We start from the raw sequence: 26935 nt of genomic DNA on the forward strand, positions 1-26935 counted from the left end.
CCACTGCGCCGCCGCTCCTGCGGGGTAGCGACGGGTATTGCCCAGCGAACGTATCCAGCATCCGCCGGGCATTGCCCGGCGCTACCTGTCAGATATCGCTGTGATGGTGCGGTACCGCCGTGGGCAACGGGTCATGCCCGCCGACGAAATGACGTACCACCGGCGCGCGTTCACCACGGTGCAGGGCACGCAGCACTTCCTGGATCGCCTTGTCGTCGGCCGTGATGCGTTCGTGCTGGCGCAGGTGCTCCAGCCAGGACGGGGTCACGAAATACTCCAGATGGATGCCCGGGCTGGCCACATCTTCGACCACGCCCCACACTACCGCACCGTCGCGGCGCCGGACCGTGCCCAGCGCGCGCATCTGCGCCTGGAACGATGCACGGTCGGCGGCATCGATGCGGTATTCGATCGTCACCAGCACCGGCCCGCGATCGTTGGAGACCGGCACCGACAGTTCGGGCGCCGGCCAATGACCCGCAGGGCGCAGGTTGAGATCTTCGGTGCCAGCGATACGCACCCTCCACACCAGCAGCCCGCCGATGACCGCGCCTGCTGCCGCAACCAGCAGCGCCAGTTCCGGCGAAGTTCGCTGCGCCAGCGCGCCCCAGCATAGGCCACCGGCGGCCATGCCTGCCGAGAACACCATGATGTAAAGCGCCAGCGCTCTCGCCCTCACCCAGGCAGGAACCGCCGTCTGTGCGGCGATCTGCAACGAGGACAGCACCGTGATCCAGGCAAAACCGTTCACCAGCATCACCACCGGCAGCAGGTACCAGCTGCGGGTCAGCGCCAGTCCAACCAGGCTCAGTGCCAGCGCCAGCGTCGCCAGCAACACCAGCAGATCGCGGTCCAGCTGTGCGCGCAATCTAGGCAGCAGCAGCGCCCCGGCAACCGCGCCGATGCCGATGCAGCCCAGCAGCATGCCGTACTGCCCTGCACCGCCATGCATCTGCCCTCGCACCACTACCGGCAACAATGCGTTCATCGCCGCAGCGAAGAAGAAAAAGCCGACCGATTTGATCAGCACCGCCTGCAGACGCCCGGCGCGGCTGGCATAGCGCAGTCCGGCCTTCAGTCCGGCACCGAAGCCTTCCGGCGGCAGGCTCGATGCCTTCGGGTCACGCTTCCAGCCCCAGACCACGAACAGCATCGCAGCGAAGGTGATGGCATTGAAGCCAAAGGCCCACACGGCTCCCAGCTGGGCGACGATCAGGCCACCGACAGCAGGCCCGATCGAACGGGCGATGTTGATGCCGATCGAATTCAGCGCCACTGCCGACGGCAGCATCGGCTGCGGAACCAGCTCGGAGACGATCGCTGCCTGCGCCGGCATCGCCATCGCCGCGCCACATCCCATGCAGAACGTGAGCAGCACCAGCAGCTGCGGCGTCAGCATGCCGAGCGAGGTCAGCACCGCCATCAAGGCCGCCACTGCCAGCATCCATCCCTGGGTGGCCAGCAGGTACGTGCGGCGATCGACGATGTCGGCCAGGGTTCCTGCGGCCAGTGCCAGCAGCACGATCGGTACGGTTGTGGCTGACTGCACCAGGGCCACCATCAACGGTGATCCTGTGCGTTCGGCCATCACCCAGGCCGCGGCCACGTCATTGACCCACGTACCGATGTTGCTGGCCAGGATCGCCAGCCAGATCGAGCGGAACATGCGGATCTTCAGCGGGGACCAGGCACCTGCGGCCGGTGCGGGAGGTTGCGATGTGCGTGCATTCACCATTGCCATGCTCCAACGATCGAGGCGAACAACGTGTCCTGGCCACCGGCCTGCGTCAGCGCAGGACCGGCATCGACCCAGGCCAGCTGCAGCTGCCACTGCCAGTGTGCACTGGCCTGCCAGCGGGTTTCGGATTTGTACTGGCGGCCGATCCTGCGCGCGCCGCCTGCGCTGCCGGGCAACGCCACCAGCGGTGCGGGCGTGGTGTACACCGCATCGGCGCGGCGGTGCTTCCAGGCCATCTGCATGCCCAGTTCAGTGGTGACGGATTCGTGCAACCGCAGTGTGAGGGTTGGCTGCACGTCCATCAGGTTCGCCGGCGCCAGCAGGCTGGCTTCGCTGAAGTAGGCCGATTTCGGGAACAGGGCATTGAAGGTGCCCAGCCGGGCGTCGTTCCGGCGGCCATCACCACTGGCGATGTCGGCCTTCAGTCCCAGCCGTGGCTGCAAGGGCAGTTGCGGCCAACGCCAACCTGTATCGGTGGCCAGCGTCCACGCGCGGATATCAAGCTGCTCGCTGGTGGTCCGCAGCTCACCGCCCTGCACGACCAGCTCGCTGTTCCAGTCCAACGATCCGGCCTGGCCGAACCAGCGCGCCCCGAGAGTCTGCCGGCGCTCGATGCCGGCGCCTGCCGCGAAGCGGGCGTCCTCCCGGCGATAGTCCAGCAGATAGAGGTCCCACTGGCCCGGACCCTGGCCTGGCGCCGTGGTTGCATAGGCACCCCACAGATGCGCACCGCGTTCGCCACGGTCATCGAACGCACCCGGCCGGTTCTCCACCGGACGCAGTGCCATCAGCTCCAGCACGCCCAGTCCCCCCTCCCATCCGACCCTGGCACCATCGAAGGCGAGGCGGATGTTCGGTCCGTCGCGCACCGACAGCAGGCGCGAGCTGCCATGGCCCCCCTCCTGCCGCCCGAGCTGCACATGCAGGCCGCCGCGCTGCCAGCGCCAGTACGCCTGCTGCACGTCCAGCGCACCCCGATCGGTCCTGCCAGGTCCACCGGCCCTCCCACGCTCGCCGTGCACGCCCAGCTGCAGCATCGCCTTCCAGTCGCGTTCACCGTAGGTGGCCGACGCCAATGCGCGAAGCAGGCCGTAGCCATCCTCGCCGCCGCCGATACCGAAGCGGGTCGGGTCGTAGTACATGCCGCGCAGACGCATCGAGGCATCCCACTGCAACGTGCCATCAGCGGCATCGCTGCAGTAGCCCCCCTCGCAGGCGAGCGCAAGGGACGGCGCGGCCAGCAGGGCGAGGCTCAGAATGCGAAGCACGAGCATCCCATCGCACCCCAGAATGCGGTCAGATCATTGCTGGGTACTGCGTGGCGCGCGGCATGGTCGTGTGCACCGTGGGTCCTGCAGGCCGCACCATGGTGATGGTGATGCGCCATCGCCAGGCCGGTGGCCGCGCCGCCCACGTGATACCCCCCGAACCGGTTGACCGGCGACCAGTCCGGCATCGCCGGCGGCAGCTGCGGCGCCAGTCCGGCATAGTCTTCGCCGGCATGCACGATGCGGCCACCGACCACGGTAAGCACGCTGGTGATGTCGGCGATGCGGGCATCTTCGACGCGGAAGAAATCGGCCGAGAGCAGGATGAAATCGGCCAACTGGCCTTCCCTCAAGGTGCCCTTCACCGCTTCATCGCCGGAGAACCATGCGCTGCCCTGCGTCCACAGGCGCAAGGCCTGCTCGCGCTCCAGCAGGTTCTCCTCCCCATACAGCGCCAGGCCGCCGACGGTGCGCCCGGTGACCAGCCACGACAGCGCGACCCAGGGGTTGTAGCTGGCCACGCGGGTGGCGTCGGTGCCGGCGCCGACCGGCACGCCTTCGGCCAGCATGCGCTTCACCGGCGGCGTGTGCCGTGCCGCCTGCACGCCATAGCGTTCGACGAACGCTTCGCCCTGGTAGGCCATGCGGTGCTGTACCGCAATGCCTCCACCCAGTGCCCGGATCCGCTCGATGTTGCGCGGGGTGATGGTCTCGGCGTGATCGATGAACCAGTGCAGTCCATCGAACGGTACTTCGCGGTTGACCTGCTCATAGACATCGAGGATGCGGCCGATGCTCTCGTCATAGGTCGCGTGGATGCGGAACGGCCAGCGCTTCTGCACCAGCAGCTTCACCACATCATGCAGCTCCGGCTCCAGTTCCGGCGGCAGCTCGGGGCGTGGTTCGCTGAACAGCTCGAAGTCCGCTGCCGAGAACACCAGCATCTCGCCGGCGCCGTTGTGGCGCAGCAGATCATCGCCCTGGCGGGGCTGCAGGATCTCACTCCAGCCACGGAAGTCATCCACTTCCTTGCCTTTGTTCTGCGTGAACAGGTTGTAGGCGATACGCACGGTCAGCTGGTCGTCGCGGTGCAGCTGCTCGATGACCTGGTAGTCCTCGGGATAGTTCTGGAAGCCTCCCCCGGCATCGATCACCGAGGTGATGCCGAGCCGGTTCAACTCGCGCATGAAGTGACGGGTGGAGTTGGCCTGGTATTCGACCGGCAGGCGTGGCCCCTTGGCCAGCGTCGCATACAGAATCAACGCATTGGGCTTGGCCAGCAGCAGGCCGGTGGGGTTGCCCAGCGAATCGCGCACGATCTGGCCACCGGGCGGGTCCGGCGTTTCGCGGGTGTAGCCGCATGCACGCAGCGCCGCCCCGTTGAGCAGCGCGCGGTCATACAGGTGCAGCAGGAACACGGGCGTATCCGGTGCGATCTGGTTGAGCTCCTGCAGGGTCGGCAGGCGCTTCTCGTGGAACTGGGCGGCGGTGAAGCCCCCCACCACGCGCACCCATTGCGGCGCCGGGGTGCGATCGACCTGTGCCTTGAGCATGGCCATTGCATCGGCCAGCGAACGCAGCCCGTCCCAGCGCAGCTCCAGGTTGTAGTTCAGGCCACCACGGATGAGGTGGGTGTGACTGTCGTTGAGGCCGGGCACCAGTCGCCTGCCCTGTGCGTCGATGAGCGTGGCTTCGGCTCCCCAACCACGCATGATCTCTTCATCGCTGCCTACGGCGATGATGCGCCCTTCCTGTACGGCCAGCGCCTGTGCATGCGGACGGTGTGGATCGAGCGTGGTGATGCGGGCGTTGCGGATGACCAGTGTGTGCATGCGGCGCTCCTTGGGGGCGGAATCGAGGGCGGCACCGGCCTGTCCGGCAAGGCCCAGCGCCACGGCAGCGCCGGTGCCCAGTACGACGCTGCGGCGGCCGGGATCGAGTGGCTCATGGTTCATGCGATGTCTCCGGGAAATACGGGGCTGTCCAGCGCCCAGGCTCCCGGCCCGGCCAGCGCGATGGCCAGCAGGACGAGGGTCCACATCAGGGGGTACTCGGCGCCGGCGCGCATCCAGAACCAGCCCTTGGGCACGGCCAGCAGCACGGTGAAGCCGATGAACGCCGCTGCGGCCAGCGCAGCGATGCGTGTCTGCCAGCCCAGCAGTACGGCCATTCCGGACAGCACCTGCAGCCCGGCCAGCAGCAATGGCAGAGGCGCCGCCGACGGCAGGCCGAAGCCACGCAGTTCGGCCGCGAAACCGCTCAGGCCAGGGCCACCGAACCAGCCGAACAGCTTGCCCAGCGCGTGGGGCAGCAGGAAGCCGCCCGCCGCCACGCGCAGGATCAGCAGCGCCAGGTCGAGCCCCGGATCCATGGTCAGTGCCCGCCTTCCTGGGCGCCGAACATGGTCTTGGCGTACTGGATGCCGATGCCGTAACCGCCCGCGTGATCACGGGCGATGCCGGTGGTCAGGCCATAGGTCTCGCCGCGCGCCCAGTCGCGCTGCAGCTCCAGCAGGTACTGCACGCTGGTCATCGGCACCGCACCGGCCTGCACCATGCGGGCGATCGCCCGCTCATGTGCTTCCACGCTGACATCGCCGCAGGCGTCGGTGATCACGTACACCTGGAAACCCTGCTCCAGCGCTGACAGCGCAGGCCCCACGATGCACACGCTGGTCCACAGCCCGGCCATTACGAGGCGACGCCTGCCGATGCGATTGATCTCATCGATCACCGGCTGGTCTTCCCAGGTGTTCATGGAGGTGCGATCGAACACCTTCTGCCCGGGGAAGATCACCGGCAGCTCCGGAAACATCGGGCCGGAGAACGAGGTCTCCGCGACCGTGGTCAGCACCACGGGCACATTGAAACCCTGCGCGCCCTTGCTGATCAGCGCGACGTTGTTGCGCAGCGCCGAGATGTCGATCGTGTGGGTTGCAAATGCCATCTGCGACTGGAAATCGATCAGGACCAGTGCGTGATCGGTGGGCGATAGCAGGCCTTTGGCAGGAATTGCGGTAGCGAGGCTCATGGATGGACTCCGTTGCGAACAAGGGCAGGGGGAAGGGACAGGGCTGCATCTCCAGCCAGGTACTGGCCGGGGCTGCAGCCGGTCTCCGCGCGGAAGCTGCGGACGAAATGGCTCTGGTCGAAGAAGCCCAGCTGCTGCGCCAGGCAGGACATCGGCAGTTGCACGACGGGCAGTAGCTGACGGGCACGCTCGATACGGCGGCGGCGCACGTAGCGCAGTGGGCTCGCGCCGGTTCCGGTGCGGAACAGCCGCACCAGATGGAAGCGGCTCACGCAGGCCGCGTCAGCCAGCTCGGTGACCCGCATCGGCTGTGACAGATGTTCATCGATGTAATGCAGCGCACGCTGCAGAGCGGCAGCCTGCCGGGGCGGCAGCGCCGCGACGGTCGGAACAGGGCGGGATACGGTAGCCATGGAGGGGTGCCACGACGGGGTGCCCCATGGTGCGGGGCGCCGGCACGATGCCCTACCCCCGACGGACGAGGGCAGCACCTACCCGAATGGGGGAGACCGTCGCTCCAGCACACGTCGTCCGAACAGCCGCGCGTCCAGCGAGTAGGCACCCGGCCCAAGTGCCAGCAGGGCCAACGGCAGCAACGCCAGGGCCCACGGCACGGACTGCCAGAACAGGCACGGCACGGCCAGCAGCGCAGACAGCGGCGTCAGCACCCCCAGCAGCAGCGACAGGGCGACCAGCAGGCAGGCAGCCGTCAGCAGCCAGCCCGCGTCGGACGGGCGCACGCACAGCGCTGCGACCACGCACAGCCGCAGCCACAACAGGCCGGCGCCGGGACCGCGGTCAGGAAACATCACGAACAGGCGCTGCATGGAGAGTCTCTGTGGTCCATGCCGGCGTGATAGCCGAGTGCCGCGGCAGGCGCCTACCCCGTTCGGGTCACCCCGCACTGCCCCGCACCTGCGAGAATGCGCTGCATGCATGGCTGCCCCTTCCCTTCCCTGCGTCGCCTGACGGCGTTGCTGATGTGCCTGCTGCTGTGCATCGCCCTGCCCGCCCACGCCGTGCAGCGCCCGGCAGTGAGCAGCGGGCTGCCCGGCTACGAGCACACCGCCTGGCGGGTGGGACAGGGCGCACCCGGCGATATCTGGGACATCGCCCAGGATCGCGACGGCCTGCTCTGGCTGGCCACCGGCTCCGGGCTGTACCGCTTCGACGGGCGTCGCTTCGAGCGGCAGCCCGCACCGCCCGGCAGCCGATTTCCCTCCACCAACATGGTCACCCTGGTGCCCGGCGATGGCGATGCGCTGTGGATCGGCTATTTCCAGGCGGGCATCAGCCAGTTCGCCAATGGCCAGCTGCGCAACTTCGGGCGCGCGGAAGGGGTTCCGGTCGGCGTGGTGCCGCGCTTCAGCCGCGACCAGCAGGGGCGCCGCTGGGCCGCCATCAACGGCGGGCTGCGCTGGTTCGACGGCAAGCGCTGGCGGCCGCCACCGGCCAGCGCAGGCCTGCCCGAGCGGCGCGTGCAGTGGGTCCTGCAGGACAGCCGCAATACCTTCTGGGTGCTGGCCGACCTGAAGATCTGGAAACGCGCGCCGGGTGCCGTCCGCTTCGAGGACACCGGCATCGCTGTCTCGCAGATGGCCACGTTGGTGGAGAGCCCGCTGGGCGAGGTGTGGCTGGCCGACCGCGTGCGCGGCACCTCGCCGCTGGCCAACGCGGAGGGTGTGCTGCCACAGCACGAGCGCGAAGCACGCCGCCTGCCGGAGCTGGTCGCTGCGCGGCTGCAGTTCACCGCTGATGGCGCGCTGTGGGCGACGATGAGCCCGCACGGTGGGGTCGCCAGGGTCACGTTCGATGGCAGGCGCGCCGTGCGCATGGAACGTTTCGATTCACCGGATGGCCTGACCGCAACGTCGGCCGTGCCGATCATGGCCGACCGCGAAGGCAATATCTGGGTCGGCACCAATCTCGGCCTCAACCGCTTCCGCGCGCGCAGCGTGAAAACGCTGTCGGCCGGTCCTGCCGATCCGTATCGCTCGCTGGTCCGTGCCAGCGATGGCCGCGTGTATGGCTACGGCGAGGATCTGGCACCTTATGACCTGCGCCGGGAGCTGCTCGACGGCAGTGGCGCGCAACTGAAAGCCGCTGCACGCGGCGCGCCGACGCCGATCTGGCAATTCGACTGGGTCAATCTCGCGCGCACGCGTGACGGCAGGACGGCACGGATCGCACTGCCGGCGCCGTTCACCGGCCAGCCGCTGCACGCCCTGCTGTTTCCCGATGACGAGCAGGCCTGGGTCTGTACCGGCGAGCGCGGCGTGCTGCATTACGCGCAGGGCCGTTGGCAGCGCGAAACGCGCCTGCCCGAGCAGGCCTGTTCCTCCCTGGCAATGGACGACAACGGCCAGCTGCTGCTGGGGTATGCCGATGGACGCCTGCGCCATCTGGGTGATAGTACGATCGAGACCTTCGGTGCCGCGCAGGGGCTGTCAGTGGGGCCGGTCACTGCCCTGCTGAAGCAGCGCGATCTGTTGCTGGTCGCCGGCGAATCGGGCCTGGCCGCACGCCTGGGCGGCGGACGTTTCATGCCGGTACGCACCGACCTTGCGGGCGTGCTCGAAGGCATCACCGGCATGGTGGCCGATGCACAGGGCCGGCTCTGGCTCAACGGCAGCCGCGGCCTGGTGCGTCTGGACAGCGCGCATCTGCGGCACGCGCTGCGCGCCGGCCTGCCGGTGACGCCGCGCCTGTTCGATGCCGTGGACGGCATGCCGGGCGTCGCCCTGCAGAGCGGTCCGATCTCCACGGCGGTGCTGGCCGGTGACGGGCTGCTCTGGCTGGCCACCAACCAGGGCCTGGCATGGCTGGACACGACCCACGCGCACGTCAACAGCATGGCGCCGAGCGTCCGCATCGGCGATGTGCTGTACGGCAACGTGCACGAACCACTGCGTGACAATATGCGCCTGCCCGCTGGTACCACCCAGCTGCAGATCGACTACGTGGCCCTTTCACTGGCCCGGCCCGAACGCAACCGCTACCGCTATCGACTGTCGGGTGTCGACGAGGACTGGCAGGACGCCGGCAGCAGCACCCGCGCCTACTACACCAACCTGGCCCCCGGCAGCTACCGCTTCGAGGTGGAGGCCGCCAACGAAGACGGCATCTGGAGCCGGGTGCCGGCGCATCGCAGCTTCCGCATCGCACCGACCTTCATGCAGACGGTCTGGTTCAAGCTGCTGTGCGCGCTGCTGGTGCTGGCGGTGCTGGTGATGGCCGTACGGATCCGCAGCGGACAGCTGGCCGCGCTGTTCCGGGCCCGGCTGCAGGAGCGCAACGGCGAACGCGAGCGCATCGCCCGTGACCTGCATGACACGCTGCTGCAGGGCAGCCAGGGCCTGATCCTGCGCCTGCACGCGATCAGCCAGTCACCACAGACACCGGAAACCGTGCGCAGCCAGCTGGAATCGGCGATGCAGCTGGCCGAACGCAATCTGGCCGAGGGCCGCGAACGGGTCAACGCCCTGCGCGACGGTCCCTTCGCGGGTCGTGATCTGGCCTCGGCCCTGGCCGATGTGCACGCTGAGTACGCCGGCCAGGGCACCAACCCACTGCGCCTGACCGTGGAAGGCACCCCGCCCCGCCTGCAGCCGGATGCTGCCGAGGAGGTGTTCCTGATCGGCCGCGAGGCGATCCGCAATGCACTGCGGCATGCGCAGGCCAGCGCCATCGAGGTCGAGCTGTCCTACGGTGTCCGCTGTTTCCTGCTGCATGTCCGCGATGACGGCGTTGGCATTGCCGACGACCATGCCGGTGCCGGCCACTGGGGGCTGCAGGGCATGCGCGAGCGCGCGCAGCGGCTGGGCGCGGCGCTGAAGCTGTGGACGCGGCCCGGCCTGGGCACCGAAGTGGCGCTGTCGGTCCCCGCGCGCCGCCTCTATCACCGAAGGCCGTCGCGCTGGCGCTGGCCTTGGAGCAGACCTGACCATGACTGAGCTCTCCCCTCCCATCGGCGTGCTGGTGGTCGATGACCACCCGCTGCTGCGCGACGGCCTGGCGGCCCTGCTCGGCGCCCAGCCGGACCTGCGGCTGCTGGGCGAAGCTGCCGACGGTGAAGAAGCCATCGCGCAGTACCAGCATCTGCAACCGGACGTGGTGCTGATGGACCTGCAGATGCCCCGGCTGGACGGTGTCGAGGCCATCATGCGGATCCGCGCGCTCGACCCGCGTGCCCGCATCATCGTGCTGACCACCTACCGCGGCGACGTGCGCGCGGTGCGCGCCCTGCAGGCCGGTGCCAGCGCCTATCTGCTCAAGGACATGCTGCGCCATGAACTGATCGATACCATCCGCATGGTGGCCGGTGGTCGCCGTGCGCCTATTCCACCCGCGGTGGCCGCCAGCATCGCCGCGCACGTGGTGGAGGACCGGCTGTCGCCGCGCGAAACCGAGGTGCTGCGGCATGTTGCCGGCGGACTCTCGAACAAGCGCATCGGCGAACGCATGCAGATCTCGGAGCAGACGGTGAAAGCGCACATGAAGAGCCTGATGGACAAGCTGGGCGTCGGCGACCGCACCCATGCGGTCACCCAGGCCCTGCGCCGCGGCATCATCAGCCTGGACGACAGCGGCCACGATTGACGCGCGGCTGCGCGCGCAGCGCTCAGCGCAGGCGGATCAGCAGGCTGCCACCGGCACAGAGCGTCGCCAGCCATGCCACCCCATGCCACCCCCACTGCGCCAATGCCAGGCTGCCAAGTGCGCCTCCGGCCGCCATGCCGATGAACATGCCGGTGAACAGCACTGCATTGAGACGGCTGCGTGCGGCGGGCGCCAGGCCATACACCAGTGTCTGGTGGGCCACCAAAGCCGACTGGAAGCCGAAATCGAACAGCAGTGCGCTGGCCACCAGCAGCGGCAGCAGTGCCGCTGCGGGCAGCCACGATTCGGCGAGCAGCAGTGCAAAGCCAAGCAATGCCACCATGATCGCCAGGCGTGCCACTGCGGGGCTGCCCAGCCTGTCGGCGAAGCGACCGGCGAACGGCGCCGCCAGCGCGCCCGCCGCACCGGCAATACCGAAGGCGCCGGCGGCAGCACTGCCCAGTCCCAGACGCGCATGCAGCATCAGCGCCAGGGTTGACCAGAAAGCGCTGAAACCCACCGCCAGCAACGACTGGCTCGCCACCGCCCGGCGCAGCTGCGGCTGCTCCCGCCACAGCGACAGCAACGAGCCCAGCAGCGCCGGATAGCGCAGGGTGCTGGTGGGTGCGAAGCGGGGCAGTGCACGCGCCATCACCCCCCCCATCGCCGCCACGGACACGGCCGCCAGCACGAACTGGGTGCGCCAGCCCCAGGCCTCGGCCACCATCCCGCTGACCACGCGCGACAGCAGGATGCCCAGCAGCAGACCGGTCATCACCCGTCCGACCACCTGCCCGCGTTGCGCATCCGGTGCCAGCGCCGCAGCGGCAGGCACGATGTCCTGGGCCAGCGTTGCCATCAACCCGACCAGCAGGCTGGCCATCAGCAGGCCCGGCAGGTGCCCCGCCCCGGCCGCTGCGGCAAGTGCAACCGACAGCAGCGCGGACTTCAGCAGGATCAGCGACCGGCGGTCGAAACGATCCCCCAAGGGCGCCAGCAGCAGGATGCCCAGCGCATAGCCGAGCTGGGTCAGGGTCGGCACCAGACCTGCCGCGCGCTCGCCCGCGGACAGGTCCTGGGCGATCAGTCCCAGCATCGGCTGGCTGTAATAGAGCGATGCCACCGAAAACCCGGCACCGGCCGCCATCGCCAGTACCAGGGAGGTGGAAGGAGCCACGACCGGCGGGGCGGTCACGGAAAGCGTGGGGGTGGACATCAGCAACTCCAGTCAGGGAACGGGAGCTAGCCTGCGCCTATTCGCCTCACGTCTGTAGTAGGATCAAATGAATACTTTTCATACATGGTGCGTATGATGGACATGGCCCCGGGCGCCGACCGGCTCGACCTGCTGCGCACCTTCCTGCGCATCGTCGACGCCGGCAGCCTGTCTGCCGCCGCCGTGCAGCTGGGTACCACCCAGCCCACCGTGAGCCGCCGCCTGCAGGCACTGGAACGGCAACTGGGCCTGCGACTGCTGCACCGGTCCACGCATGGTCTGCAGCTGACCGAGGAGGGCATGCGCTGCCAGCGGCACGCGCAGCGGGTGGTGGAGGAATGGGAAACGCTCCAGGCCGAACTGCAGGGACAACCCGACGTGCTGCGTGGGCGCCTGCGTGTGATGGTGCCGCATGCGTTTGGACAGGCACAGCTGCTGCCGACCATGCTCGCCTTCCTCGCCCGGCATCCACAGTTGAGCCTGGAGTGGATCCTCGAAGACCGGCGCCCGGACTTCATTGCCGAGGGCGTCGACTGTGCGGTGCGGGTCGGCCCGGTGGACGAGCCACGCATGGTCGCGCTGCCGCTGGCCGAAGTCCCACGCATCGTGGTCGCCGCGCCTTCGCTGGTTGATCCCGATGCGGTGACCACCGCTGCACAGGCGCAGGCATTGCCCTGGATCTCCCTCGTCACCTACTACCGCGAACGCCTGCTGCTGTACGACGCACGCGGGCGTCCGCACACACTGTCGATCACGCCGCGCCTGCTCAGTGACAACCTGTTCGTGGTCCAGCAGGCGGCGCGTGCGGGCCTGGGTGCGGCGGTGGTATCGGCCTGGCTGGTCGCCGAGGATCTGGCGCACGGCCGCCTGGTCCAGTTGTTGCCGGGCTGGGAAGCGCCGCCCCTGCCGGTGCATGTGGTGTTTCCTGCCGCGCGCCAGCAGCCGGCGCGGCTGCGCGCCTTCATCGATGCGATGAAGGCCGCCCTGCCGCAGCTGCATGGCATGCGGCCGACTCCCGGTCTCAGTTCAACCGCGCCTTGATCAACGGTCGCAGCAGGTAGTTCAGGACGCTGCGCTTGCCGGTCAGGATGTCCACATCCGCCACCATGCCGGGAATGATCGGCAGGGCCTCGCCGTGCCGCCGCAGCTGGCTGCCATCGGTGCGGATCAGCACCTGGTAGAACGATTCCTTGCCCCGCGGCGTATCCTCCTCGATGGTATCGGCACTGATCTGCTCGACGGTGCCGCTGAGTTCGCCGTAGATGGTGTAGTCATAGGCGGTGATCTTGACCTTGGCCGGCATGCCCGGCACCAGGAACGCGACGTCGCGCGGCTTGACGCGGGCTTCCACCAGCAGCCGTTCCTCCACCGGAATCACCTCCATGATCGGCTCGCCGGGAGGAATCACGCCACCGCGGGTATTGATCAGCACCGTGTTGACCCGCCCACGCACGGGCGACAGGATCTCGGTGCGCCGCAGCTGGTCCTGCCGCTGGTGCACGATCGGCTCCAGTGCGGACAACTCCGCCTTCAGCTTGGAGCGTTCGGTATAGGCTTCCTGGAAATAGGTGTTGCGCAACTCGCTGAGCTTGCCGGTCAACGTGGCGATTTCCTGGGTCAGCTTCAACTCTTCCATCTGGCTGACGGCGTTGCGCGCGACCAGCGGCCGCACGATCCGCAGCTGGTCGCGCGCGATCGACAGCTGCTGGCCGATGGCTGCCGAACTCTGCTGCAATGTCGCACGGCGGGACTGGTACAGCTCCCGCTCCGAACGTGCCAGCGCGCTCCCGGCTGGAATGTCGTCCGGGAACTCGATGGCACCTTTGCCCAGCACCTCCGCATCCAGTCGCGCGATTGCGGCCCGCAGCACCTGCGACTGGTTGGCCGATTCCTCGTAGTTGGTGCGGAAGTGGGTTTCCTCCAGCCGCACCAGCGGCTGGCCCACTTCGACCAGGTCTCCCTCCTTCACCAGCAGGCGATCGAGGATGCCGCCTTCCAGGCTCTGGATCTTCTGCATGCGGCTGTACGGCACCACCCTGCCCTCGCCACGGGTCACCTGGTCCAGCTGCGCAAGCGCGGCCCAGCCCACGGCGATGGCCACCGTCGCCAGCAGCACCCACAACAGCGGTCGGTACACGGGATGCGTGGACGCCAGCAGTGGATCCGCAAGCTCGCGCCGCAGTCGCTGCGAACGCTTCTGCCGCTCAACCATGATGTCCTCCTGCGACCGCGGCGATCGGCTGCACCTGGTTGCCCTGCACCACCTGCTCCAATGGGCCGTCCATGATGATCCTGCCGTTGCGCATCACCACGGCACGCTCGACGAGGGCCAGCATGCTGCGCTTGTGGGTGGTCAGTACCAGCGTGCGCTGGCCGAGCCAACGCTGCAGGAACTGGATGACATGGGTCTCGCTCTGCTGGTCGAAGGCGGCGGTGGGCTCATCCAGCAGCACGACAGGCGGATCCTGCAGGATCACCCGGGCCAGGCCGATGGCCTGGCGCTGGCCACCGGACAGGCTGCCGTTGCCCATCACCAGCTGGTCCAGCCCCAACGGATTGCCGCGCACGAAAGGCCCCATGCCCACCGCATCCAGCGCCTCCAGCAGTTCCTCGTCCCGCCAGGCGGCACCTTCCAGATTGAGGTTGTCGCGCAGGCTGCCATGGAACAGCGCCACATCCTGCGGCAGATAGCCGATGTTGCGTGCGCGGTCACCGGGATCGATCTGTGCCAGCGCCACATCGTCCAGCAGCAGGCGTCCCTGCTGCGGCGTCACCAGTCCGGACAGAACACGCAGCAGGCTGGACTTGCCCGCACCGTTGCCGCCCAGCAGCGCCACACGCTGCCCAGGTGCGATGGACAGCGCATGCACGTCGACCACCCACGGCCCTTCGCCCAGCGCCAGGCGGACATCGTGCAGCTGGTAGGCACCCTGCAGGCGCGACCGGTGCACGAACCGGGCGCCCTGTGGGCGCTCCTGCTCGGCGCCCATCAACTGGTCCAGCCCCTCCATGGCGACGCGGGTGTGCTGCCAGCGCCCCAGCACCGCCGCAACCTGAGCCAGCGGCGCGATCGCCCGCGATGACAGGATCGAGCACGCCACCAGTGCGCCCACGGTCATCGCACCGTCATTGATGCGGTAGACACCGAAGGCAACCACACCCACATACGCAAGCTGCTGCACCACGGCCGCGCCATGGCTGAGGCTGGCGGTGAGCGTACTCGTCTTCAACGCCGTTCCCGCCAGCTGCGCCGTCAGGCTTTCCCAGTGCTTCAGGCTGCGGCCTTCGGCACGGGTGGCCTTCACTGATTCCAGGTGTTCAAAGGCCTCCAGCAGCACGCTGTTCTTCATCGCCCCTTCGCGCAGATTCTGCCGCGACAGCTCACCCAGCCGGCGCTGCGCGAGCACGCCCGGCAGCACCATCAGGACACAGGCCACCACCGGCACCCAGACCACATGCCCACCGATCAGCGCGATCAGCAGCAGGAACACGAACACGAACGGCAGGTCGCTGAGCAGCGCAGCGGTGGACGAGGTGAAGAAATCACGCACGCCCTCAAACTCGCGCACCTGCGTACTGAATGCCCCCATCGACGCCGGCTTGGCGTTGATCCGGGTACCGAGCACGCGGGCGAACAGCAGCGTTCCCAGCTGCAGGTCCATGCGCTTGCCGAGCACATGCAGCAGCTGCCCGCGCAGGACGCGCAGCACCCCTTCGATGATGACCGCCAGGGCAACGCCACTGGCCAGCACCCACAGCGTGTCGAACGCTGCCACCGGCACCACCCGGTCATAGACCTGCATGGCGAAGATCGCCGTCGCGATGGCCAGCAGGTTGGCCACGAATGCGGCGGCCCCCACCTCGACATAGGAGCGCCACAGCTGACGCAGTGGCCCGTAGAACCAGTGCTCGCCCCGGCCCGCGGCGAAATCGCCGACCCGGCCATCCGAGCGGAAGCGCGGTTTGGCGAACACTGCCGTACCACTGTACAGCGCCTGCAGTGCCTGCAGCGGCATGGCCTGTGTGCCACCCTCGGCCTGTGGCACCTCCACCTGCGCCTGGTCATCGCTGATCGCCGTCAACAACAGCGTGTTCCCATTGTTCAGCAGCAGCAGGACCGGCAGCAGATAGGCGTCGATGTCGGTCAGCTCGAAGGCCTCCACGCGCGCGTTCAGGTCCGCCCGCCGCAGCGCGCGTGGCACCCGCTGCAATGGCAGCCGCCCCTGCTCCAGAGCAATGCCGTCAACCAGCTCGGCAGCACCCAGTGGCCGGCCCAGCCGCTCGCACAGCAGCAGCAGGCCATCCTGCAGCGGGTCGCGCGGCGTGTTGCCGCTGCCGGTGGTAGTCGATTCAATGCGCGGCGTCTGCATGCGTCCTCCCTCCAAGCAACTCGCCCAGCTGCCCGATCTGGGCGGCAGCGCGATAATCGATACGGACCCGCTCCATGCGCAGAGTTGCCAGCTGGCGTTCGGCCTCCATCCGCTCGCGCTGCACGCTGAGCAGATCGATGATGTCGCGGCGTCCGACCTGGAACTGGTCGTGATACAGGCCGCCGACGTGCGTGGACTCCTCCACCTGTTGCTGCAGCGCCTGCTCACGCAGTACCAGCGCATCGGCGTTGTCGAACAAGGTACGCATCTTGCGCCGCAGATCACGGCGGGTGGCGTCGGCACTCCACTGCGCCGCCTCCAGTCGCTGCCGGGCCGCCGCCGGCCGCTGGAAATTGCTGAAGCCGCGCAGGACATCCATGCGCAGGCGCAGCGAAACCACCGAATCGTTCTCCATCTGGCCGCCGATCTCGCGGCGCAGCGCCGATGCCTCCACGTTGAGCTGTGGCTTCAATGCCGCGCGCGATTCGGCCAGCTCCGCCTCGGCTGCCGCGGCATCCTCGCGCGATTCCCGCAGCAGCGGCGCGGCCTCGATTGCTGCATCCAGGCCGTCACGCTGCCACGCCCGCCGTCCGGCAGGCAGGTCCGGCGCCTGCAGCGGGCCAGGATCCCGGCCCAGCAGCAGGGCCAGCTGGTTGTTGGCATCGCGCAACGCGCCTTCCTCGAACGCCAGCTGGTCCTGGCCGCGCGCGAACTCCAGCTGCGCGCGATCCAGCTCGGTGCGGTCGGCGTAGCCGCTGCCGCTGCGGTCGCGGGCCATGCCGCGGACGCCCTCGATCCGCTGCAGGAAGTCACGCACGGCCACCACTCTTTCGCGGGCGACCAGCACGTCCAGGTAGGTCTCGATGATATCCAGCGCTGCGTCGTCCCGGGCGACCTCCAGCGCTGCCAGATAACGGCGCTGGGTCGCACTGGCGGCCTCGACCTGGCTGCGCGTCCGGCCCCAGTCGAACAGCATCTGCGACAGCGTGACGTCGTACACCATCTCGGACATGTGTCCGGCCTGCGGTCCGCCAGAGACCTGCAGTGCGGGAAAGTAGCCCCCCCGTGCGATTTTCACGTCGGTGCCTGCCCGTTCCGCTTCGCTCAGCGCCGCACGCACCCGGGGATGGATCGCCAGTCCGGTCTGCACAGCCTGCTCCACACTCATCGCACTGGCCCCCGCCGGCAGGCCGCACAGCACGAGGAGCGCGAACGCTCCTCCTGCCCACCGCCTTCGGCTCCGCCGTTGCGGCATCAGGCCACCACCTGCACCGAGTTGTCCTCCACCAGCAGCGTGGTGCTGCCAAAGGTGTACACGTCGTAGGTCACACCATTGATCAACTGGGTGGTTCCGGTGTTGACCGCACCGATGACGTTCAGCACATCGTTGCTCTCGCCGGTGATCTGCAGCGTGTCGTTGCCATCGGTGATCGCCGCCACTTCCGCCGCAGTGAGGGTGAGCACGCTGCCCGAATCTCCCGTGCCCAGATCGATGCGCTCGATGTTGCTGAGCGTGCCCACACCGGCCGAGTTGTAGTCCAGGTCGATACCATTGGCCAGGATCAGGGTGTCGAATCCAGCCCCTCCATCGATGCTGACGAAGTTGGTGGCGGTGATCTGGATCGCGTCGTCGCCGTTGCCGGCCACCACGTGATCGCCACTGCCGACGTTGAAGATCAGATCGCTGCCATCGCCGCCGTTGATGTGCTCGGAACTGCCGTTGGCGCCGGACAGTACGTCATTCCCGGATGTACCGTTGACATCGATCTGACCGATGTTCAACGACAGGCCGTTCGGACTCAGCGTGACGCCGTAAGCAGCGCTGTCGTTGCCGTTGGAATCGGTAGATACCAGATTGAAGGATATCTGCGACCCAAGGTTGAGGATATCGGTGATGTTCAACCCGAGCTGGCTGAGGATGGTCGGACTGAGCAGGTTCAGCGAGAAGTTGCCGGAGGAATCGGCCTGGATCGGCAGCAGCTCGACGTTCAGCGCGGGCGTGATCACCCGGATCACAACGCTCGAATCCGGCTCGGTGGTGCCACTGAAGCCAAAGCGCGGATTGAGAGGATTGAGGCTGACGTCCACCCCGAAGTTGCCGATGGTGACCGGCTGTTCGATGCTGGTGCCGATGCCGATGCTGGCCACGTTGCTCGGATTGCCAGCCGGATCACTGCCCACGACCGACACCTGTGCGTTGAGCAGCTGGTCCCAGGTGAAGTCGATATCCAGATCGGTGAGCAGGTTCAGCGACGCCAGGCCACTGTTGTCGGCGGTGACCGTCGCCGTGGCCGTCACACCTCCTACCGTCAGCGTGACCGTCAATTCGGTGCCGGGTTCGGCGGAAATGGTCAGCAGATTGCCGACCAGCGACAGCACCGGGGTTGCGGGTGGAACTGTATCGATGGTGAAGGCTTCCGGCGCCGATGCGGTGCCACCGGCGACTTCGGCGGTGATGGTCGATGCGCCTTCCGGGAACGGCCCCATGCCAGCGGGCGGCGTCAAGGTCACGGTCACCGAACCGGCCGCGATGTCCGCAGCGGTCAGGGTGTGGCTGACATTGGCCTCGTAGCCGTTCTGGCCCGCGAACCTGACGGTGATGACCTGCCCGACCTGCATCGTCGGGCGAACGGTCACGTCGACCTGGATGCCGTCGCCGATTTCCGCAGCATTGATCCACGTGTCGGCGGCCTCCGGCACGCTGATGTCCGGTGGCGCAAGATCGGGGGCATTGATCGTCGCCGGACCGCTGGTATTGCCCGCCAGATCGATCGCGACCGCAGAGATCAGCTCGCCGGCAATCAACGGTGGTGCGAACGGCAGGCTGAAGTTGCCGCCGCCATCCACATTGACGGTGATCGGATTCGCGGTGTCTCCATTGACCACAATCCGGACCTGGCTGTTGGGCTCGGCCGTGCCGCTCAGCAGCGTGCCGTCAGCACTCACGCTGAGCAGCGGCGCCGGCGGCGCCACGGCGTCCACCGTGGTGGTGGCCAGGCCGCTGTTGTTGCCCGCCGCATCCTGCGCGATGGCATTGACCACTGTGCCGTCGGGCAGCGGTGTGCCCGGGGTGAAGCTCCAGTTGCCGCTGCCATCGGCGGTGGTTTCGCCGATGGGATTGCCGTTGCCATCAGTGAGGATCACCGTCGCGCCGGCTTCAGCCGTGCCGCTGATGACGCTGCCGTTGCTCGGATCGATCACCGGTGCCGGCGGCGCCACCGCGTCCACCGTGGTGGTGGCCGGGCCACTGGTATTGCCCGCCGCATCCTGCGCGATGGCATTGATCACCGTGCCGTCGGGCAGCGGCGCGGCCGGGCTGAAGCTCCAGTTGCCGCTGCCATCGGCGGTGGTTTCGCCGATGGGATCGCCGTTGCCATCGGTGAGGATCACTGTTGCACCGGCTTCAGCGGTGCCAGTGATGACGCTGCCGTTGCTCGGATCGATCACCGGGGCCGGCGGCGCCACCGCATCCACCGTGGTGGTGGCCGGGCCGCTGGTATTGCCTGCCGCATCCTGCGCCACCGCGTTGATCACGGTGCCGTCGGGCAGCGGCGCTCCAGGAGTGAAGCTCCAGTTGCCGCTGCCATCGGCGATAGCCTGCCCGATCGGATCGCCGTTGCCATCGGTGAGGATCACCGTGGCACCCGCTTCGGCCGTGCCAGTGATGACACTGCCGTTGCTCGGGTCGATCACCGGGGCCGGCGGCGCCACCGCGTCCACCGTGGTGGTGGCCGGGCCGCTGGTATTGCCTGCCGCATCCTGCGCCACCGCGTTGATCACGGTGCCATCGGGCAGCGGCGCTCCAGGGGTGAAGCTCCAGTTGCCGCTGCCATCGGCGGTGGTTTCGCCGATGGGATCGCCGTTGCCATCGGTGAGGATCACTGTTGCACCGGCTTCAGCGGTGCCAGTGATGACGCTGCCGTTGCTCGGATCGATCACCGGGGCCGGCGGCGCCACCGCATCCACCGTGGTGGTGGCCGGGCCGCTGGTATTGCCTGCGGGATCCTGTGCCACCGCGTTGATCACGGTGCCGTCGGGCAGCGGCGCTCCAGGGGTGAAGCTCCAGTTGCCACTGCCATCGGCGATAGCTTGCCCGATCGGATCGCCATTGCCATCGGTGAGGATCACCGTGGCGCCGGCTTCAGCCGTACCGCTGATGACACTGCCGTTGCTCGGGTCGATCACCGGGGCCGGCGGCGCTACCGCATCCACCGTGGTGGTGGCCGGGCCGCTGGTATTGCCGGCCGCATCCTGCGCCACCGCATTGATCACGGTGCCGTCGGGCAGCGGCGCACCAGGGGTGAAGCTCCAGTTGCCGCTGCCATCGGCGATCGCCTGCCCGATCGGATCGCCGTTGCCATCGGTGAGGATCACTGTGGCACCGGCTTCGGCCGTGCCAGTGATGACACTGCCATTGCTCGGGTCGATCACCGGCGCCGGCGGCGCCACCGCATCCACCGTGGTGGTGGCCGGGCCGCTGGTATTGCCCGCCGCATCCTGGGCCACCGCGTTGATCACGGTGCCATCGGGCAGCGGCGCTCCAGGGGTGAAGCTCCAGTTGCCGCTGCCATCGGCGGTGGTCTGCCCGATCGGATCGCCGTTGCCATCGGTGAGGATCACTGTCGCGCCGGCTTCGGCGGTGCCAGCGATGACGCTGCCATTGCTCGGGTCGATCACCGGGGCCGGCGGCGCCACCGCATCGACGGTGGTGCTGACCGGGCCGCTGTTGTTGCCCGCCGCATCCTGCGCGATGGCATTGATCACGGTGCCGTCGGGCAGCGGGGTAGCCGGGGTGAAGCTCCAGTTGCCGCTGCCATCGGCGGTGGCTTCGCCGATGGGATCACCGTTGCCGTCGGTCAGGATCACCTTCACGCCGGGCTCGACGGTGCCGGTGATCACCGTGCCGTTGCTGGCATCGAGCGTCGGCGCCGAGGGCGCGACCGCATCGACGGTCGTGCTGACCGGGCTGCTGTTGTTGCCGGCCGCGTCGCGCGCCAGTGCATTGATGACGGTGCCATCGGGCAGAGGCGTGCCGGGCGTGAACGACCAGTTGCCACTGCCATCGGCGATGGTCTGCCCAATCGGAATACCGTTGCCGTCAGTGAGGATCACTGTCGCACCGGCTTCGGCGGTGCCGCTGATGACGCTGCCGTTGCTCGCGTCGATCGTCGGTGCCGGCGGCGCGACCGAATCGACCGTGGTACTGGCCGGGCCGCTGCCGTTGCCCGCCGCATCCTGTGCCACCGCAGTGATCACCGTGCCATTCGGCAACGGTGTAGCCGGCGTGTAGCTCCAGTTGCCGGCGCCATCGGCGGTGGTCTGGCCGATCGGGTTGCCGCTGCCATCGGTCAGGATCACTGTGGCACCGGCTTCGGCTGTACCGCTCACCACACTGCCGTTGCTCGGGTCGAGCACCGGCGCCGGCGGCGCCACCGTATCCACGGTGGTCGTGGCCGGGCCACTCGCGTTGCCTGCCGCATCCTGGGCCACCGCCGTGATCACGGTGCCATCGGGCAGCGGCGTGCCGGGCGTGAACGACCAGTTGCCACTGCCATCGGCCGTGGTCTGCCCGATCGGATCGCCATTGCCGTCAGTCAGGACCACCGTCGCGCCGGCTTCGGCGGTACCGCTGATCACCGCACCGTTGCTGGCGTTGATCACCGGCGCCGGCGGCGCCACCGCATCGACGGTGGTACTGGCGGGGCCGCTGCTGTTGCCGGCCGGGTCCGTCGCGATGGCGTTGACCACCGTGCCATCGGGCAATGGCGTGGCCGGAGTGAAGCTCCAGTTGCCACTGCCATCGGCCGTGGTCTGCCCGATCGGGTTGCCGCTGCCATCGGTGAGAATCACCGTGGCACCCGCTTCTGCCGTACCGCTTACCACACTGCCGTTGCTCGGGTCGATCACCGGTGCCGGCGGTGCCACCGCGTCCACCGTGGTGCTTGCCGGGCCACTGGTGTTGCCCGCCGCATCCTGGGCGACCGCAGTGATCACCGTTCCGTCCGGCAGCGCTGTGGCGGGGGTGAAGCTCCAGTTACCGCTGCCATCGGCCGTGGTCTGCCCGATCGGGTTGCCGTTGCCATCGGTGAGAATCACTATCGCACCGGCTTCGGCGGTGCCGCTGATCACCACGCCGTTGCTGGCGTTGATGATCGGTGCCGACGGTGCCAGCGCATCCACGGTGATGCTGGCCGGGCCACTGCTGTTGCCGGCCGGGTCCGTCGCGATGGCGTTGACCACCGTGCCGTCGGGCAATGGCGTGGCCGGGGTGAAGCTCCAGTTGCCGCTGCCATCGGCCGTGGTCTGCCCGATCGGAGTGCCGCTGCCGTCGGTCAGCACGATGACTGCATTGGCCTCTGCAGTGCCACTGATCTCGACCCCATTGCTGGGATCGATCACGGGCGCCGGCGGCGCAACGCCATCGATGGTGATGGCCGCCGGCGCACTGTCGACACCCGAAGGACTGCGCGCGATCACGTTGACCACGGTCCCATCGGGCAGCGGTACGCCCGGGGTGAACGACCAGTTGCCACTGCCATCAGCCGTGACCTGGCCGATCGGGTTGCCGCTGCCATCGGTGATGATGACCGTATTGCCCGGATCTGCAGTACCGCTGATCACCGAACCGTTGCTGGGATCGATCAGCGGAATCGAGGGCAGCGAGCTGTCGACGGTGGTGCTTGCCGGTGCGCTGGTGTTGCCTGCGGCATCGGTCGCGGTGACGTTGACCACCGTGCCATCGGGCAGCGGCGTGGCGGGGCTGAAGCTCCAGTTGCCACTGCCATCGACAGTGGCCTGCCCGATCGGATTGCCGTCGCCGTCGGTCAGCGTCACGGTGCTGTTCGGTTCGGCGGTACCGGTGAGGACGTTGCCATTGCTGGCATTGACGACCGGCGTTGGCGGCGCCACCGCATCGACCGTGGTGCTGCCCTGCGGGCCGGTGTTGCCGGCCGCATCCTGCGCGACCGCGTTGACCACCGTGCCGTCAGGCAGTGCCGTGGCCGGGGTGAAGCTCCAGTTGCCACTGCCGTCGGCGGTGGTCTGCCCGATCGGGTTGCCACTGCCATCGGTGAGGATCACCGTGGCGCCGGCCTCGGCGGTGCCGGTGATCGTCGTGCCATTGCTCGGGTCGACCACAGGGGCCGGCGGCGGCAGCGCATCGACGGTGATGGCCGCCTGCGGGCCGGTATTGCCGGTGGCATCGGTGGCGGTTGCCACGATCACCGTCCCGTCCGGCAGCGGCGTGCCGGGAGTGAAGCTCCAGTTGCCACTGCCGTCGGCGGTGACCTGGCCAATCGGATTGCCGCTGCCGTCGGTCAGGATGACCGTGCTGCCAGCTTCGGCAGTACCACTGACGGTGGTGCCGTTGCTGGGATCGATGACCGGCGCCGGCGGCGCACTGGCATCGACAGAGACGGTGGACGGCGGACTGGTATTGCCTGCCGCGTCCACCGCCACGGCCGTGACGACGGTGCCATCGGGCAGCGGGGTGGCCGGCGTGTAGCTCCAGTTGCCGCTGCCATCGACGGTGACCTCCGCGATCAGACCACCGTTGCCATCAGTGAGGATGATCGTGCTGTTGGGCTCGGCGGTACCGCTGACCGTGTTGCCGTTGCTGGGATTCAGCACCGGCGTCGCCGGTGGCAGCGCGTCCACGGTGATGCTGGTCGCGCCGCTGGTATTGCCAGAGGCATCGGTGGCGGTCGCGCTGACGACGCTGCCATCGGGCAGCGGCGTAGCGAGCGGGAACGACCAGTTGCCGTTGCTGTCGACCGGGGCCTGACCGAAGGGATTACCGCTGCCATCGATCAACGTGACGACACTGCCCGGCTCGGCCGTGCCAGTGAGCGTGATGCCATTGCTCGGGTTGACCACGGGTGCGGCAGGTGCGACGGCATCGACCGTGATCGACGAAGGCGCACTGGTGTTGCCGGTGGCATCGGTGGCCGTGGCGTTGATCACGGTGCCATCAGGAAGCGGCGTCGCCGGAGTGAAGGTCCAGTCGCCAAAGCCATCGGCGGTGACCTGCGCAATGAGATTGCCATTGCCGTCGGTGAGCGTCACCGTGCTTCCCGGCTCGGCGGTGCCTACGATCAGGGTGCCATTGCTGACGTCGAGCACGGGCGCCGACGGCGCCTGCGAGTCGATGGTGACGCTGCTGCCGACGCTGGCGTTGCCGGAGCCATCCACTGCCACGGCGTTGACCACCGTCCCGTTGGGCAGCGGCGTGGCGGGTGTGTAGCTCCAGTTGCCGCTTCCATCCACCGTTACGCTGGCAATCGGATCACCATTGCCATCGGTGAGGATCACCCTGCTGCCAGGCTCGGCGGTGCCAGTGACTGCGCTGCCGTTGCTCAGGTTCAGCACAGGCGCGGCCGGTGGCACCGCATCCACCGTGGTGCCGCCCTGCCCGCCGGTGTTGCCTGCCGCGTCGGTGGCGGTGGCATTGATCACGGTACCGTCCGGCAGTGGCGTGGCCGGGGTGAAGCTCCAGTTGCCGTTGCCGTCAGTGGTGGTCTGGCCTATCGCAGTGCCGCTGCCGTCAGTCAGCGTCACGGTACTGCCGGGCTCGGCCGTACCGCTGATGCTCGTGCCGTTGCTGGGAAGGACGACCGGGGCGGCCGGAGCGACCGCGTCAACGATGATGCTGGCGCCGGGGCCGGTGTTGCCGGTGGCGTCCGTGGCACTGGCGTTGACCACGGTGCCGTTCGGAAGCGGCGTGGCCGGGGTGAAGCTCCAGTCACCGTTGCCGTCGGCGGTGACCTGCCCGATCGGATTACCGTTGCCATCGGTCAAGGTGACCGTGCTGCCGGGCTCGGCGGTTCCGCTGAGCGTGGTGCCGTTGCTGGCCTCGAGTATGGGCGCGGCAGGCGGCTGCGAATCCACGGTGACCGTTGCCGGCGGGCTGCTGTTGCCTGAGGCATCCTGGGCAACCACCGTGACCACCGTGCCATCGGGCAGCGGCGTGCCGGGGGTATAGCTCCAGTTGCCGCTGCCATCGACGGCGACTTCCGCAATCGGATTGCCGTTGCCGTCGGTCAGCACCACCGTGCTTCCGGGCTCGGCGGTGCCCGTGAGCGTGCCGCCATTGCTGGGCTCCACGGTAGGCATGGACGGCGCGACCGCATCGACCGTGATGCTTCCCTGGCCGCTGGTGTTGCCGGCCGGATCGGTTGCGGTGGCATTCACCACCGTGCCGTCCGGCAACGGCGTGCCCGGGGTGAAACTCCAGTGGCCATCGCCATCGGCGGTGACCTGGCCGATCGGGTTGCCATTGCCGTCGGTGAGGGTCACCGTGCTGCCGGCCTCGGCGGTACCGCTGATCGTCGTGCCGTTGCTTGGATCGATGACCGGTGCGGCAGGCGCAACGCCATCGATGGTGATCGACGTGGCGGGGCTGGTATTGCCGGCCGCATTCTGGGCCACGGCAGTGACCACGGTTCCATCAGCAAGCGCCGCAGGCGGCGTGAAGCTCCAGTTGCCGCTCGCATCCGCTACCGTCTGGCCGATCGGATTGCCATCGCCATCCGTAAGCAGGATGGTCAGGCCCGCGCCCGCCGTTCCGGAAATCACACTGCCATTGCTGGCATTCACCAGCGGCGCGTCGGGATAGTCGGGCGCCTGCACCGTGACCGGCGGACTGCTGTTGCCGGCCGGATCGGTCACTACCACGCTGATCGTCTCGCCTTGGGTCAGCGGTGGATCCAGTGGCACCGTGAACTGGCCGTCGCCGCCGATCACCACGGTGGCATCGGGCTGGCCATCGCCATCGGTATCCACGCCCACCGTTGCTCCCGGCTCACCGCTGCCGCTGATGCTGCTGCCGTCGTCAGCCACCACCACGTTGCTGGCCGCTGCAGGCGGTGTCGTATCGGGGGCCGTCGCCTGCCCCGGTCCGCTCACGTTGCCGGCGGCATCGACCAGCGTCACGCTGACGCTCTCGCCGTTGGTCAACGGCGGCGACAGGGTGACACTGAATCGCCCATCGGCACCCACCGTTCCGGTCGCATCAGGCTGCCCGTCACCATTGGTATCGACGCGCACCGTGGCACCGACTTCACCGCTGCCGGTAAGCGTCCGGCCGTCTGCACTGAATGCCAGCCCGGTGGGTGCGGCCGGCGGCGTGGTATCGGGTACCGGGGGATTCTGCGGTGGATTCGGCGATCCGCCACCGCCGCCGCTGTCGGCCAACGCCACCGCTGCGCCGACCGCGGCCAGCCCGCCCAGCACCATCGCGCCGCTGATGCCACTGCCCGCGCCCGCGCCCGCTGCCGTCAGCGAGTCGAATCCAGCCAGCGTCTCCTGCGGCAGATAGCTCGCCGCCAACGGCCCATCGCTGGCCACCACCGGCAGATCGACGGCCACGAGCTTCTTGTCATCCACCAGGAACAGATGGCTGGGCGATTGTCCTTCAGCATAGAAGTTGACGATGCGGACGTTCTCGCCGGTCTTCAGCTGCACCACGAGATCCTGGCCGTCCTTCACGTAGCCGGCGACCTGGTCTGGATCGATGTCCAGTGCGACGTTGCTGCTCTGCTGCAGCGTCACGACATCATTGCGGACGGTGGTGGCGGCGGTATCGGAGCTGATCGATTCGCTTGCCGGGACAACCTTGACGCGGATGGCCATGGGACATTCCTCTCTACAGGCGCACCGCCATGCGCACAACGACGTCACGCACAGCGATCACGCTGGCACGGCGGCACGGAATGGA

The 26935-nt window shown here is 68.2% G+C and carries 15 protein-coding genes; 3 read left to right on the forward strand and 12 right to left on the reverse strand.

What is annotated here, in order from left to right:
* Positions 1-88: 88 nt before the first annotated feature.
* From IMX13_RS04945 to IMX13_RS04975, 7 genes are all read right to left on the reverse strand, one after another.
* Positions 89-1735 (reverse strand): MFS transporter, encoded by a 1647-nt coding sequence (locus IMX13_RS04945; protein ID WP_065175256.1) that lies wholly within the window; start codon positions 1733-1735, stop codon positions 89-91.
* Positions 1729-3012: an alginate export family protein gene (locus IMX13_RS04950; RefSeq protein ID WP_193395912.1), complete on the reverse strand. Its 1284-nt coding sequence runs from the start codon at positions 3010-3012 to the stop codon at positions 1729-1731. Before IMX13_RS04950 ends, IMX13_RS04945 begins: the two co-directional genes overlap by 7 nt.
* Positions 2991-4838, reverse strand: coding sequence for an amidohydrolase (locus tag IMX13_RS04955; protein WP_193395944.1), 1848 nt, complete (start codon positions 4836-4838; stop codon positions 2991-2993). Before IMX13_RS04955 ends, IMX13_RS04950 begins: the two co-directional genes overlap by 22 nt.
* Positions 4839-4957: 119 nt before the next feature.
* Positions 4958-5377 carry a DoxX family protein gene (locus IMX13_RS04960; protein WP_065182957.1) on the reverse strand — a complete coding sequence of 140 codons (420 nt, stop codon included), beginning with the start codon at positions 5375-5377 and terminating at the stop codon, positions 4958-4960.
* Between the two features lie 2 nt (positions 5378-5379).
* Positions 5380-6036 carry a hydrolase gene (locus IMX13_RS04965; protein WP_065175260.1) on the reverse strand — a complete coding sequence of 219 codons (657 nt, stop codon included), beginning with the start codon at positions 6034-6036 and terminating at the stop codon, positions 5380-5382.
* Positions 6033-6449 (reverse strand): AraC family transcriptional regulator, encoded by a 417-nt coding sequence (locus tag IMX13_RS04970; RefSeq protein ID WP_065175261.1) that lies wholly within the window; start codon positions 6447-6449, stop codon positions 6033-6035. The genes IMX13_RS04965 and IMX13_RS04970 overlap by 4 nt, the downstream gene beginning before the upstream one ends.
* A 78-nt stretch (positions 6450-6527) precedes the next feature.
* The gene (locus IMX13_RS04975) at positions 6528-6863 is read right to left on the reverse strand and encodes a hypothetical protein (RefSeq protein ID WP_111185936.1); all 336 of its coding nucleotides are present in this window, start codon (positions 6861-6863) and stop codon (positions 6528-6530) included.
* A gap of 96 nt (positions 6864-6959) precedes the next feature.
* Here IMX13_RS04975 and IMX13_RS04980 point away from each other — a divergent pair, with 96 nt between their 5' ends.
* On the forward strand, positions 6960-9989 hold the full coding sequence (locus IMX13_RS04980) for a sensor histidine kinase (protein WP_193395913.1): 3030 nt from the start codon (positions 6960-6962) through the stop codon (positions 9987-9989).
* A complete protein-coding gene (locus IMX13_RS04985) occupies positions 9982-10635 on the forward strand; it encodes a response regulator transcription factor (protein WP_065175264.1) in 654 nt (217 codons plus the stop codon). Before IMX13_RS04980 ends, IMX13_RS04985 begins: the two co-directional genes overlap by 8 nt.
* Before the next feature lie 22 nt (positions 10636-10657).
* Here IMX13_RS04985 and IMX13_RS04990 read toward each other — a convergent pair whose 3' ends face one another.
* Positions 10658-11851 carry an MFS transporter gene (locus IMX13_RS04990; RefSeq protein ID WP_193395914.1) on the reverse strand — a complete coding sequence of 398 codons (1194 nt, stop codon included), beginning with the start codon at positions 11849-11851 and terminating at the stop codon, positions 10658-10660.
* A 93-nt stretch (positions 11852-11944) separates the two neighbouring features.
* Here IMX13_RS04990 and IMX13_RS04995 point away from each other — a divergent pair, with 93 nt between their 5' ends.
* A complete protein-coding gene (locus IMX13_RS04995; RefSeq protein WP_065182966.1) occupies positions 11945-12892 on the forward strand; it encodes a LysR family transcriptional regulator in 948 nt (315 codons plus the stop codon).
* On the opposite strand, the gene IMX13_RS05000 is transcribed toward IMX13_RS04995, so the two are convergent.
* The 4 genes from IMX13_RS05000 to IMX13_RS05015 form a co-directional block, all read right to left on the reverse strand.
* Positions 12873-14063 carry an HlyD family efflux transporter periplasmic adaptor subunit gene (locus tag IMX13_RS05000; protein ID WP_005414746.1) on the reverse strand — a complete coding sequence of 397 codons (1191 nt, stop codon included), beginning with the start codon at positions 14061-14063 and terminating at the stop codon, positions 12873-12875. The genes IMX13_RS04995 and IMX13_RS05000 overlap by 20 nt on opposite strands.
* Positions 14056-16221 (reverse strand): type I secretion system permease/ATPase, encoded by a 2166-nt coding sequence (locus tag IMX13_RS05005; RefSeq protein WP_193395915.1) that lies wholly within the window; start codon positions 16219-16221, stop codon positions 14056-14058. The genes IMX13_RS05000 and IMX13_RS05005 overlap by 8 nt, the downstream gene beginning before the upstream one ends.
* The gene (locus IMX13_RS05010) at positions 16202-17371 is read right to left on the reverse strand and encodes a TolC family protein (RefSeq protein ID WP_319637168.1); all 1170 of its coding nucleotides are present in this window, start codon (positions 17369-17371) and stop codon (positions 16202-16204) included. The genes IMX13_RS05005 and IMX13_RS05010 overlap by 20 nt, the downstream gene beginning before the upstream one ends.
* A gap of 104 nt (positions 17372-17475) precedes the next feature.
* Positions 17476-26850 (reverse strand): Ig-like domain-containing protein, encoded by a 9375-nt coding sequence (locus IMX13_RS05015; RefSeq protein ID WP_193395917.1) that lies wholly within the window; start codon positions 26848-26850, stop codon positions 17476-17478.
* Positions 26851-26935 lie beyond the last annotated feature (85 nt).

The organism is Stenotrophomonas sp. B2 (assembly GCF_014947095.1).
Taxonomy (GTDB): domain Bacteria; phylum Pseudomonadota; class Gammaproteobacteria; order Xanthomonadales; family Xanthomonadaceae; genus Stenotrophomonas; species Stenotrophomonas maltophilia_P.